This window comes from Angustibacter peucedani (genome assembly GCF_054779595.1).
This window is the reverse complement of sequence record NZ_BAAGXY010000066.1, coordinates 1-11589: the sequence shown is the minus strand read 5'-3', so window position 1 is coordinate 11589 and position 11589 is coordinate 1. Positions and strand designations below refer to the sequence as shown.

Annotated in this window: 10 protein-coding genes and 1 pseudogene; 5 read left to right on the top strand and 6 right to left on the bottom strand. The window is 75.4% G+C overall.

The window, feature by feature from the left end; all coding sequences use genetic code 11:
* Positions 1-108: 108 nt before the first annotated feature.
* Both ACYVJ4_RS12770 and ACYVJ4_RS12765 read right to left on the bottom strand, forming a co-directional pair.
* Positions 109-681 carry a mycothiol transferase gene (locus ACYVJ4_RS12770; protein WP_460460511.1) on the bottom strand — a complete coding sequence of 191 codons (573 nt, stop codon included), beginning with the start codon at positions 679-681 and terminating at the stop codon, positions 109-111.
* A 40-nt stretch (positions 682-721) separates the two neighbouring features.
* A complete protein-coding gene (locus ACYVJ4_RS12765; protein WP_460460510.1) occupies positions 722-1627 on the bottom strand; it encodes a PhzF family phenazine biosynthesis protein in 906 nt (301 codons plus the stop codon).
* Positions 1628-1661: 34 nt separating this feature from the next.
* Between ACYVJ4_RS12765 and ACYVJ4_RS12760 the strand changes: the two genes are divergently transcribed.
* Genes ACYVJ4_RS12760 through ACYVJ4_RS12745 form a run of 4 tightly spaced genes read left to right on the top strand, consistent with a single transcriptional unit; the run spans position 1662 to position 7399 of the window.
* Positions 1662-2954, top strand: coding sequence for a magnesium transporter MgtE N-terminal domain-containing protein (locus ACYVJ4_RS12760; RefSeq protein WP_460460509.1), 1293 nt, complete (start codon positions 1662-1664; stop codon positions 2952-2954).
* Positions 2944-3498: a DUF1003 domain-containing protein gene (locus ACYVJ4_RS12755; RefSeq protein WP_460460508.1), complete on the top strand. Its 555-nt coding sequence runs from the start codon at positions 2944-2946 to the stop codon at positions 3496-3498. Before ACYVJ4_RS12760 ends, ACYVJ4_RS12755 begins: the two co-directional genes overlap by 11 nt.
* 53 nt (positions 3499-3551) lie before the next feature.
* Positions 3552-5564: an ATPase, T2SS/T4P/T4SS family gene (locus ACYVJ4_RS12750; RefSeq protein WP_460460507.1), complete on the top strand. Its 2013-nt coding sequence runs from the start codon at positions 3552-3554 to the stop codon at positions 5562-5564.
* A gap of 2 nt (positions 5565-5566) precedes the next feature.
* A complete protein-coding gene (locus tag ACYVJ4_RS12745) occupies positions 5567-7399 on the top strand; it encodes a S8 family serine peptidase (RefSeq protein ID WP_460460506.1) in 1833 nt (610 codons plus the stop codon).
* Here ACYVJ4_RS12745 and ACYVJ4_RS12740 read toward each other — a convergent pair.
* Positions 7392-7913, bottom strand: coding sequence for a MarR family winged helix-turn-helix transcriptional regulator (locus tag ACYVJ4_RS12740; protein WP_460460505.1), 522 nt, complete (start codon positions 7911-7913; stop codon positions 7392-7394). The genes ACYVJ4_RS12745 and ACYVJ4_RS12740 overlap by 8 nt on opposite strands.
* Positions 7914-7982: 69 nt before the next feature.
* On the opposite strand from ACYVJ4_RS12740, the gene ACYVJ4_RS12735 reads away from it, so the two are divergent.
* On the top strand, positions 7983-9116 hold the full coding sequence (locus ACYVJ4_RS12735; protein WP_460460504.1) for an Mrp/NBP35 family ATP-binding protein: 1134 nt from the start codon (positions 7983-7985) through the stop codon (positions 9114-9116).
* Positions 9117-9154: 38 nt separating this feature from the next.
* Here ACYVJ4_RS12735 and ACYVJ4_RS12730 read toward each other — a convergent pair whose 3' ends face one another.
* The 3 genes and pseudogenes from ACYVJ4_RS12730 to ACYVJ4_RS12720 form a co-directional block, all read right to left on the bottom strand.
* Entirely contained in the window at positions 9155-9607 is a 453-nt protein-coding gene (locus ACYVJ4_RS12730) for a twin-arginine translocase TatA/TatE family subunit (protein WP_460460503.1), read from the bottom strand.
* 72 nt (positions 9608-9679) lie between these two features.
* Positions 9680-11179, bottom strand: coding sequence for a S1C family serine protease (locus ACYVJ4_RS12725; RefSeq protein WP_460460502.1), 1500 nt, complete (start codon positions 11177-11179; stop codon positions 9680-9682).
* 94 nt (positions 11180-11273) lie between these two features.
* Positions 11274-11589, bottom strand: a pseudogene (locus tag ACYVJ4_RS12720) (hypothetical protein); the annotation flags it as partial.

Genomic DNA, 11589 nt, shown 5'->3' with positions numbered 1-11589 from the left:
GGCCGCGCCCGTGCCGAGCCCGACGACGACGTCCGGCTGGCGGCCGTGGCACGCCGGCGGACGACGGCGCCGGGCCCTGCGGCTGCTGCGGCGCCGGGCCCGGCAGTCCTAGGCCGTCGCGAAGAACGGCGGCAGGTAGTCGGCCGGCGGGTCCTCGCCCACGCGGCCGTCGACGGTCTCGCGCAGCACGTCGGCCTGCCCGGTGTGGCGGCCGTACTCCTCGAGCATGTCGGCGACCATTCGACCCAGGCTGACCGTCACCCCGGCGCGCTCGCCCATGGCGATGGGCTGCTCGAGGTCGCCGCGCTCGAGCCACGACGCCAGCACCTGCCGCGAGTGGGCGACCGCCGCGTCGTAGGCCGCGTACAGCGCCGCCGGTTCGTCGTGCGCCGCGGACGTGAAGTCCCAGTCGGGGTCGGCGTCCCAGTCGTGCGAGCGCCACGGCTCGGACGGCGCCTCGCCGTCGACGTCCCAGCGGAAGTGCACGTCCTCGACGCGCGTCAGGTGCTTGAGCAGCCCGCCGATCGAGAGCGACGAGGCGCCGACCGTCAGGTCGAGGCCGGCCCGGTCGAGGCCGTCGGCCTTCCACCGGAACGTGGTGCGCTGGCGGTCGAGCGCGGCGACCAGGCTCACGGCGGCCGGCGCGGAGAAGGGCGGTTCCCAGGGGGGTCGGTTCGTCATGCGGCCGAGGCTAGAGGTGGTTCCGGACGATCGGCGTCCGCTAGCGCGCGGACCGCGCCGGCGGCACCGCGACCTGCCCGCTGGCGACCCGCACCACGCGCCCGCCGACGTGGCAGCGCACCGCCGCGCCGGCCTCCGCCTCGACCCGCCCGTGCAGCACCGAGGGCCGCCCGATCTCGGCGCCCTGCTCGACCCGGTACCGGCTCTCGCCCTCGCCGGGCAGCACCCCCGTGGCGACCAGCGCGACGCCCAGCCCGAGCGCGGCCGAGCCGGTGGCGGGGTCCTCGGCCGCGGCGCCGATGTCGTCGGTGAAGACCCGCACGTGGGCGGTGCCGTCGTCCCAGCCGACCACGACCACGCCCCCGAGCTCGCGCCCGCCGCGCGCCCGGCGCAGGGCCGGCAGGTCGACGTCCGCGCGCGCGACGACGTCCGGGCTCACCTGCAGGTAGCAGAACGGCAGGCCGGTGCCGGCGACCAGCGCCGGCCGCCCCACCGGGTCGACCAGGTCGGACGACGTCAGCCCCACTGCGGTCAGCGCGGCCTCGCCGTCCAGCGGCGACCCGACAGCGGGCGTCGCCCCGGTGAGCCAGACCAGGTCGTCGTCCCCCTCGCCCAGCGCCAGCCGCACCGACGCGGCGGAGCAGTCCTGGTGCAGCGAGCGCCCGACCAGCCCGCGCTGCCGCAGCGACCAGGCGGCGCCGAGCGAGGGGTGGCCCGCGAACGGCAGCTCGACCACCGGCGTGAAGATCCGCAGCGCGTAGCGGTCGGGCGAGCTCCCCGCCACCGGGAACGCGGTCTCCGACAGGTTGAACTCGCGCGCCAGCGCCTGCAGCTGCCCGTCGTCCAGCTCGCCGGCGCCGTGCACCACGGCCAGCGGGTTGCCCGCGAACGGCCGCTCGGCGAAGACGTCCACCACGTCGTAGGAGAGCTGGTCCGGTGCCTGCACGGATCGCAGCGTAGGCGGCGCTAGCCTGGCGACCGTGAGCGGCGCACCTTCGCGGGTCTTCATCGCGCGCCTGTCCGGTCTCGCCGTGTTCGACCCTCGCGGCGACCAGGTCGGTCGGGTGCGAGACGTCGTCGTCGTCTTCCGCACCGGACGCCTGGCCCCGCGCGTGGTCGGCCTGGTCGTCGAGGTGCCCGGACGGCGACGGGTGTTCCTGCCGATGACCCGCGTCACCAGCGTCGACGGCGGCCAGGTGATCATGACCGGCGTCGTCAACATGCGGCGCTTCGAGCAGCGCCAGGCCGAGTCGCTCGTGCTCGCCGAGGTGCTCGACCGCACGGTGACGATGCGCGACGGCTCGGGCAAGGTCGTCGTCGAGGACGTCGCGATGACGCAGCAGCGCACCCGCGACTGGGTCGTCAGCAAGGTCTTCGTCCGCCGCGACACCGAGCTGCGCGGCCTCGGCCGGCGCCTGCGCCGCCGCGGCGAGAGCTTCCTGGTCGACACCGACGACGTCACCGGCCTGTCGCTGGAGTCCACCGGCCAGGGCGCCGCGAACCTGCTCGCGACCTTCGAGTCGCTCAAGGCGGCCGACCTCGCCGACGTCATCCACGACCTGTCGCCCAAGCGCCGGGTCGAGGTCGCGGCCGCGCTGGACGACGAGAAGCTGGCCGACGTCCTCGAGGAGCTGCCCGAGGACGACCAGGTCGAGATCATCAGCCAGCTCGAGAACGAGCGCGCGGCCGACGTCCTGGAGGCCATGGAGCCGGACGACGCCGCCGACCTGCTCAGCGAGCTGCCCGCCGAGACGGCCGAGAACTTGCTGCAGCTCATGGAGCCCGAGGAGGCCGCGCCGCTGCGCCGCCTGCTCACCTACGACGAGGACACCGCCGGCGGCCTGATGACGTCCGACCCGGTCATCCTCGGGCCGGACGCCACCATCGCCGAGGCGCTCGCCGTCGTCCGGCGGGCCGAGATCAGCCCGGCGCTCGCGGCCAGCGTGTTCGTCTGCCGGCCGCCGCTCGAGACGCCCACCGGGCGCTTCCTGGGGCTGGTGCACATCCAGCGGATGCTCCGCGAGCCGCCGCACGCCGCGGTCGGCGGCATCATCGACAAGGACATCGAGGCGCTCTCGCCCGAGGCCACGCTCGGCCAGCTCACGCGGTTCCTCGCGACGTACAACCTGGTCAGCGCACCCATCGCGGACGCCGACGGGCACCTGCTCGGCGCCGTGACGGTCGACGACGTCCTGGACCACATGCTGCCCGAGGACTGGCGCGACGACGACGACCACGGCGGCCTGGCCTCGGGCGGTGGCCATGGCGCGTGAGCCCCGCCGCACCCGCGCCGCCTCGCGCCTGGACCAGCCGCGCGAGCAGCGCCGGGCGCTGATCACCCGACCGCAGGTCGACCCCGAGACGTTCGCCCGCTTCGCCGAGCGGTTCGCGCGGTTCATGGGCACCGCGCGCTTCCTCGTCTACATGACGGTGTTCGTCGCGCTGTGGCTGCTCTGGAACACCTTCGGCCCCGACGCCCTGCAGTTCGACCCGCGCAAGCTCAACTACACGTTGCTGACGCTGATCCTGTCGCTGCAGGCCTCGTACGCCGCGCCTCTGATCCTGCTCGCGCAGAACCGCCAGGACGACCGTGACCGGGTGCTCAACGAGCAGGACCGCGCCCGCGACGAGCGCGGCCTGGCCGACACCGAGTACCTCACCCGCGAGGTCGCGTCGCTGCGGATCGCGCTGCGCGAGGTCGCCACCCGCGACTTCGTCCGCTCCGAGCTGCGGGCCCTGCTCGAGGAGCTCGACGAGCGCGACCGGCACGGCGGCGACGAGCCGGCCGCGGACGACCCCGCCGAGCACGCCCGGTGAACTGCTCCACCTGAGGACTTCACCCGAACGGCCCACGTGCCGATGAGGACGTCATGTCGTCGTCCACCCAGCCGTCCGTGACCGTGCCGCCGCCCGGCCAGGCGCAGCCGCCCGTCGCCCTCGTCGCGCGCCCGCTCGACGCCGAGGCGAAGAACCGGCGTCGCCGGCTCGGCGAGGTGCTGATCGACGAGCAGCTCATCACGGCCGCCCAGCTCGAGCACGCGCTGGCCACGCAGCGCAGCACCGACGGCCCGCGCCGCCGGCTCGGCCAGGTCGTCGCCGACCTCGGCTACGCCACCGAGCGCGAGGTCGCCGAGGCCCTCGCCACGCACCTGGGCCTGGAGTCCGCCGACCTGTCGCGCGTCGTCCCGGCCCCGGACGTCGTCCGGCTGCTGCCGCGCGCCGTGGCCGACCGCACCGGTGTCCTGCTGCTCGACCGCCACCCCGAGGGCGGGCTGATCGTCGCGACGTCCGACCCCACCAACGTGCTCGCGCTCGACGACGTCCGGATGTACACGCGCGCCGCCGAGCTGTACGTGGTCGTCGCCCCGGCCACCCAGATCAAGGACCACCTGGCCCGCGCCTGGTCGCTGGCCGCCGACGACACCGGCGTCACGATGATCGCCGAGGACGTCGAGGACTCCGCGCCCTCGACCGACGACTTCTCCGGCGCCGGCACCGACGACGCCCCCATCGTCAAGCTGGTCAACCAGGTGCTGGCCGACGCCGCCCGCCTGCGCGCCTCCGACATCCATATCGAGATGCAGCGCGACGGCCTGCGCATCCGCTACCGCGTCGACGGCCTGCTGCGCGACGTCATGAACGCCCCCAAGCGCATCGGCCCCTCGGTCGTCAGCCGCGTCAAGATCATGTCGGGCCTCGACATCGCCGAGCGCCGCGTGCCGCAGGACGGCCGCAGCCGGATCATCGTGGACGGCACGGCGATCGACACCCGCGTCAGCACCCTGCCGTCGCTGCACGGCGAGAAGATTGTCGTCCGCCTGCTGACCCGCGCCGACAACGTGCCCTCGCTCGCCTCGCTCGGCTTCGAGCCGGCCCAGCTCGAGACCTTCATGTCGGCGCTGTCGGTGCCGCAGGGGCTGGTGCTCATCACCGGCCCGACCGGCTCCGGCAAGACGAACACGCTGTACGCCGCGATCCACGAGACGATGACGCCGGACAAGAACATCGTCACCCTCGAGGACCCGATCGAGGTGCAGCTGCCCGGCATCACGCAGGTGCAGGTCAACCTGAAGTCGGGCATGACGTTCGACGCCGGCCTGCGTTCGATCCTGCGCCAGGACCCCGACATCGTCCTCGTCGGCGAGGTGCGCGACGCGCTGACCGCCGAGCTGGCCCTCAAGGCCTCGCTCACCGGTCACCTCGTGCTCACCACCCTGCACACCAACTCGGCCGTCGCCGCCCTGACCCGCCTGGTCGACATGGGCGTCGAGCCGTTCCTCGTGGCGTCGTCCCTGACCGCCGCGGTCGCCCAGCGCCTGGTGCGCAAGCCGTGCGACTCGTGCGCCGAGGGCTACATCCCCGACGAGGGCACCCTCGCGCTGCTCGGCCTGACCATCGAGGACATCCTCGACGCCACGCCGCTCAAGGGCGTCGGTTGCCCCGATTGCGGCGGCACCGGCTACCGCGGCCGCACCGCCGTCTACGAGGTGCTCGAGGTCGACAACGCCATGCGCACCGTGCTGATGACGTCGGCCACCGAGTCGGCCGTCGGCGCGCAGGCCCGCGCGGTCGGCATGATGACGCTGCGCGGCGCGGCGCTGGAGAAGGCCAAGCGCGGCGAGACCACCTTCGAGGAGGCCGTGCGCGTCACGCACGCCGACCACGGCGGGGGCAAGCACTGCCCGTCCTGCGAGCGAGGCGTCGAGAGCGGCATGCTCGCGTGCCCGTGGTGCGGCGTCTCGCTCGACTCGAGCTGCACCTCGTGCGGTCGCCAGCTGGACGTCGAGTGGAAGCTCTGCCCCTGGTGCCGCACCGCCAAGCACGCCGAGCCCGAGCCGGTCGCCGCGCCGGCACCGCGCTCGCGCAAGCGGGCCGCGTCCTGACCGTGCGCCGCTCCCGACCGCTCCTGCTCACCGGCGTCGCCTTGGCGTCGGCCCTCGCCGGCCTGGCCGCGGTGCCGGCGTCCGCCGCTCCTGGCGGCTCGACGTCCGGCTCGACGTCCGGCTCGACCGGTCCGGCGTCCCGGCTGCACGTGCAGCCCCCGCGCTGGGACCGCCGCGGGCCCAGCCTGACCGCCGCTCCCGGCGACCTGCTCGCGCACGCGCGCGCGGGCGGGTCGGTGCGCGTCGTCACCCTGACCTCGGACGACGGCCGGCCCCGCGTCGCTGTGAGCACCGCGACCAGCCGCGCCGCGGCCGAGGCGCTGCTGCGCGCCGCCCAGCGCCGTCCGGACGCCGTGGGCGTGGCCGTCGACACCCGCGTGCACGCGCTCGACGTCTCCGACGACACGTACCGCAGCACCCAGTGGGCGCTCGACCGGCTGCACGCCGAGGACGTCTGGACCAGCTCGCGCGGCGCAGGCGTCGTCGTCGGCGTGGTCGACACCGGCGTGTCCGCCGCGCACCCCGACCTCGCCGGCGACGTGCTGACCGGCCCGTCGAACGGCACCGACTACGTGCTCGCCGGCGGCGACGGGACGGCCGACGGCAACGGCCACGGCACCCACGTGGGCGGCATCATCGCCGCCGTCGCGGGCAACGGGATCGGCGTGGCCGGGCTCGCGCCCGACGCCAAGGTGCTGCCGGTGCGCGCGCTCGACGCGCACGGCGACGGCTGGAGCTCGGACGTCGCGGCCGGCATCGTGCACGCCGTCGACCACGGCGCCACCGTCGTCAACCTCTCGCTCGGCGGCGACACCCCGGACGACGTCACCGCGGCGGCCGTGCAGTACGCCCGCGACCACGACGTCGTCGTCCTCGCGGCGGCCGGCAACGAGAAGCTCGAGGGCAACCCGGTCGAGTACCCGGCCGCCTACCCGGGCGTCATCGGCGTCGCCGCCACCGACTCGTCCGACCGCGTCGCGGTCTTCTCCAACACCGGCTCGACCGTCGACGTCGCGGCGCCCGGCGTGGGCATCCTGTCGACCGTGCCCGGCGGGTACGGCTCGAAGTCGGGCACGTCGATGGCGACCCCGTACGTCGCGGCCGTCGCCGCGCTGGTGCGCAGCGCCGACCCCACGCTGACCGCACCGCAGGTCGCGCAGGTGCTGCAGGGCACCGCGCACGACCTCGGCCCGGTCGGCCCCGACAACTCCTTCGGCGCGGGCCTCGTCGACCCGGCCGCCGCCGTCTGCGCCGCCCTGCGCTGCGACGGCCCGGACCTGCCGCCGCTGCCGCGCGCCAGCACCGCCACCTCGGTGTCGCGCTCGGCGTCGTCGGTGAGCTACGGGCAGACCCTCACCATCACGGCCCGGCTGGTGGGTTCGCGCTCGGGCTCGGGCCTGTCGCACGCCCCGGTGCGCCTGTGCCGCAAGGTCGCCCCCGCCCGCAGCTACACCTGCTGGGGCGCCACCACCGACAGCTCCGGGCGGGTCGTGTACCGCGCGACCGGGCGGGCCACGACCTCGCTGTACGCGACGTACGCCGGCTCGACCACGGCCCTCGCGTCGCACTCGCCCACCACGACGGTCGGCGTGCACGCGCGGATCAGCACCCGCAGCGGGCGCGGCACGTTCACCGCCACCGTCGTCCCGTACGTGCGCCAGCGGGTGGTGCTCTACCGGCACGCGTCGTCCGGCTGGGTCGCCGTCACCTCGCGCACCGCGAGCTCGCGGGGCACCGCGTCGTTCACCGGGCTGCGCGCCGCCACCTACCAGGTGCGCGTGGCGGCCAGCAGCACCCTGCTCGCCACCACCAGCGGCTCGCGCCGGGTCAGCTGACCTCGGCCTCGGCGGCCGGCGGCGGGTCGCCTGCGGCGAGCTTCGCGCACGCGCTGCCCCACGCCTGCAGCTCGGCCGGCTCGAGTCGGTCGACGACGTAGCGGGCCACGCCGTCCAGGTGGGTCGTGGACGCCGTGCGCAGCCGGTCGTAGCCGGCCGGGGTCAGCACCGCCCAGACGCCGCGGGCGTCGTCGGGGTCGGGCTCGCGGTGCACGTGGCCGTCGCGCACCATGCGGTCGACCAGCCGGGTCAGGCCGCTGCGCGAGATGAGGACGGCGCCCGCGAGCTCGGTCATGCGCAGCCGGCGGCCGGGGGCCTCGACCAGCTGCACCAGGACGTCGTACACCGCGAGCGGGACGCCGTGCTCGGCCTGCAGCTCGGCCTCCAGCCGGCGGGTGACCGCGGCGTGGGCGCGCAGGAACGAGCGCCAGGCCGCGAGCTCGGCCGGTGCGGGACGTCGTCCGCGCCGGCTCGACGACGTCGTCGTGGGCTCGCCCTCGCTCCCCGGTGCCACAGCGGCAACCCTAGGGGCAGCCCCTGCCCGCCGCGAAGGCGGCGCCGGCGAGCGCCTAGCATCGTGGGCATGGCCATGCCCTCCCAGGACCAGGTGCGCGAGGCGCTCTCGCGCGTCCAGGACCCCGAGATCAAGAAGCCGATCACCGAGCTCGGGATGGTGAAGGACGTCGTCGTCGGCGACGACGGCACGGTCGCGGTGGCGGTCTACCTCACGGTGGCCGGCTGCCCGCTCAAGGACACCATCACCCGCGACGTCACCACCGCCGTGAGCGCGCTCGCCGGCGTCACCTCGGTGCAGGTCGAGCTCGACGTGATGTCGGACGAGCAGCGCCGCGGGCTGCGCGAGCAGCTGCGCGGCGGGCAGGCCGAGCGCGAGGTGCCGTTCGCCCAGCCCGGCTCGCTGACCCGCGTCTACGCGATCGCGTCGGGCAAGGGCGGCGTCGGCAAGTCCTCGGTGACGGTCAACCTGGCGGCGGCCATGGCGGCCGACGGGCTGCGGGTCGGCGTGGTCGACGCCGACGTCTACGGCTTCTCGGTGCCGCGCATGCTGGGCGTCGAGCGTCGTCCGACCCAGGTCGACGACATGATCCTGCCGCCCGACGCGCACGGCGTGAAGGTCATCTCGATCGGGATGTTCGTGCCGGGCAACCAGCCGGTCGTCTGGCGCGGGCCGATGCTGCACCGCGCGCTGCAGCAGTTCCTGTCGGACGTCTTCTGGGGCGACCTCGACGTGCTGCTGCTCGACCTGCCGCCGGGCACCGGCGACATCGCGATCTCGGTCGCGCAGCTCGTGCCGGGCGCCGAGATCCTCGTGGTGACGACCCCCCAGCGTGCGGCCGCCGAGGTGGCCGAGCGGGCCGGGGCGATCGCGCTGCAGACCCACCAGCAGGTCGTCGGCGTGGTCGAGAACATGTCGTGGCTCGAGCAGCCCGACGGCTCGCGGCTCGAGCTGTTCGGCAGCGGCGGCGGTCAGGCCGTGGCCGACTCGCTCACGCGGTCCGTGGGCGCGAGCGTGCCGCTGCTGGGCCAGGTGCCGCTCGACGTCTCGCTGCGCGAGGCGGGCGACTCGGGGACACCCGTCGTCCTGTCGCAGCCCGACTCCGCCGCGGCCGTCGCGCTGCGCGGGGTCGCCCGCACGCTGTCGCGCCGGGCGCGCGGCCTGGCCGGGCGCTCGCTCGGCCTCACCCCCGCCGGCCGCTGACCGCTCCTGCTCGCTCCCTCGGAGCCACCCGGGGTGGGTCAGGTGGCGTCGGTGTCGTACGCCTGCGGGTCGCCGCCGCCCTCGGTGACGCTCGCCGCGGTGCCACCGGCCGCACCAGCAGCAGGACCTCCGTCGTCGGCTGACCCGGCGGCCGTGCTCGCCGAGGTCGCCGCCGCGCCGTTGCGCATGTTCTTCGGCACGTTCGGCGCGCTGTCGCTGATCCCGAACGGGTCGTCGTCGCCGTCGAACAGCGCGTCGCGCACGATGCGCCGCGGGTCGTAGCGGCGCGGGTCGAGCGCCTGCCAGTCGACGTCGTCGAACTCCTCGCCCATCTCCTCGCGCACCTGCTCGCGCGCCTTCACCGCGAACGACCGGGCCTCGCGCACGAACTTGCCCAGCTGCTGGGCGTAGTGGGGCAGCCGCTCGGGGCCGAGGACGACGAGCGCCACCACGATGAGGACGAGGAACTCCCCGCCGTTGATCGAGAACACGGCCCCATCATCCCCCGTCCGCCGCCGGGCCGTGACCCGGACCGGCCCAGACCACCCCGGACGACGTCCGGCTCAGTCGCTGGACGCCTGCAGGGTCATGGTGACGGTGCGCTCGGCATCGCCGGTGCGCACGGTCAGCTGCACGCGGTCGCCGGGCGCCTTCGACCGGATCGCCACCACCAGGGCGTCGGAGTCGCTCATCGGACGCCCCTCGAACTTGGTGATGACGTCGCCCGGCTTGATGCCCGCCTTGTCGGCGGGTCCGCCCGGCGTGACCGGCGGCTGGCCGCCCTGCGTCTCGGACGACACCCGCACGCCCTCGCCGGTGTACGACCGGTCGAGCAGCACGCCGATCACCGGGTGCACGGCCTTGCCGGTCTGGATCAGCTGCTCGACGGTGCGGCGCGCCTGCACCGACGGGATGGCGAAGCCCAGGCCGATGTTGCCGGACTGGCCGCCCAGCGCACCCGTGCCGGGCACGCGGGCGATCGCGGAGTTGACTGCGATGACCTTGCCCTGCAGGTCGACCAGCGGGCCACCGGAGTTGCCCGGGTTGATCGCGGCGTCGGTCTGGATCGCGTTGATGAAGGCGGGGTCGGCCTCGCTCTCGCCGGCCGACACCGGGCGGTTCATGGCGCTGACGATGCCCGTGGTGACGGTGCCCTCCAGCCCGAGCGGCGCGCCGATCGCGATGACCTCGTCGCCGACGACCACGGAGTCCGAGTCGCCGAACTCGAGCGCCGGGAGGTCCTCGCGCGAGACCTTGATCGCGGCCAGGTCGTAGGACGCGTCCTTGCCCACGACCTTGGCCGGCTCGTGCGAGCCGTCGGGGAACACCACGGTGATCGAGCCGCCGGAGCCGGCGCCCGCCACGACGTGGTTGTTGGTGACGATGTAGCCGTCGGAGCGGATGACGAAGCCCGAGCCGGTGCCCGAGCCGTCGGCGCCGCGCACCTCGATCGAGACCACGCTCGGCAGCACCTTCTGCGCCACCCCGGCGATGCTGGACGCCGACCGCGCCGTCGTCCCGGGCGAGGGGGTGGGCAGCGTCACCGAGCGGTTGGGCGAGGCGCCGCCCACGCGGTCGGACCACCAGGCGCCCGCGGCCCCGCCGAGCAGGCCGGCCACGAGCGCGAGCACGACGGCCGCCGCCACGACCAGGCCGACCGGCGTCCGGCGCTCGCGCTGCGGGCGGCCGAGGCTGTCACCACCGCCCTGCCACCCGGTCGGCACCACGGCGGTGTCGTCCGTGGTGGGCGGGTAGGTCGGCTGCGGCGGGTAGGTCGGCTGCTGTGGGTACGGGTGCACCGGCGGCACGGGGGCCGCCGGCGGCGGGGCGCTCGCGTCGGACGACGGCGGGACGGCCTCGACGGGCCCGGTCGACCCGGTCGACCCGGTCGACCCCGACGGGCTCCACCAGCCCGGCTGCTCCTGCGGCGGCTCGACCGGCTGGGTCGGCTCGGCCGCGCCGGGCTCGGCCGGCGGGGTCGGCTCGGCCGCGGCGGGCTCGACCGGCGGGGTCGGCTCGCCCTGCGGCGCGGGGTCACCGGACGACGGGACGTCCTGGCTCATCGAGGTCTCCTCCTGGGGGCCGCACGGCCCACGGCGGCAGGTCTGCCTCGATCCTCCCCCATGACCCTGCGGACCGCGCGACGCGGGGGCGCGGTCAGCGGCCCTGCAGGGCGAGCACGGCCGGGCGCACGCCGTTGCGGCCGCCGGCCGGGAAGCCGACCGGAACGCCGACGACCGGCTGCACCAGGGCGGGCGCGAGGTGCGTGCCGCCGTAGCGCTGCTGCGGCGTGGTGCCCGCGCCGCTGCCACCGCTCGCCGGCTGCACGGTGAGCTGGGCGACCGGCGCCCGGCCGCCGGGCGTGAGCGAGCCGCTCGTCGCGGCACCCAGCACGCCAGCGGCGACGAAGCCTGCACCGAGCGCGCCGGCCGCCGCGACCACCAGGGTGCGCGAGCGGCGGGCCGGGGCGCGC

Bases quoted from the DNA above. Each gene is read 5' to 3' on its own strand.
- ACYVJ4_RS12770 (WP_460460511.1), bottom strand. From the start codon at position 681: ATGACGAACCGACCCCCCTGGGAACCGCCCTTCTCCGCGCCGGCCGCC.
- ACYVJ4_RS12735 (WP_460460504.1), top strand. From the start codon at position 7,983: ATGGCCATGCCCTCCCAGGACCAGGTGCGCGAGGCGCTCTCGCGCGTC.
- ACYVJ4_RS12755 (WP_460460508.1), top strand. From the start codon at position 2,944: ATGGCGCGTGAGCCCCGCCGCACCCGCGCCGCCTCGCGCCTGGACCAG.
- ACYVJ4_RS12750 (WP_460460507.1), top strand. From the start codon at position 3,552: ATGTCGTCGTCCACCCAGCCGTCCGTGACCGTGCCGCCGCCCGGCCAG.
- ACYVJ4_RS12725 (WP_460460502.1), bottom strand. From the start codon at position 11,179: ATGAGCCAGGACGTCCCGTCGTCCGGTGACCCCGCGCCGCAGGGCGAG.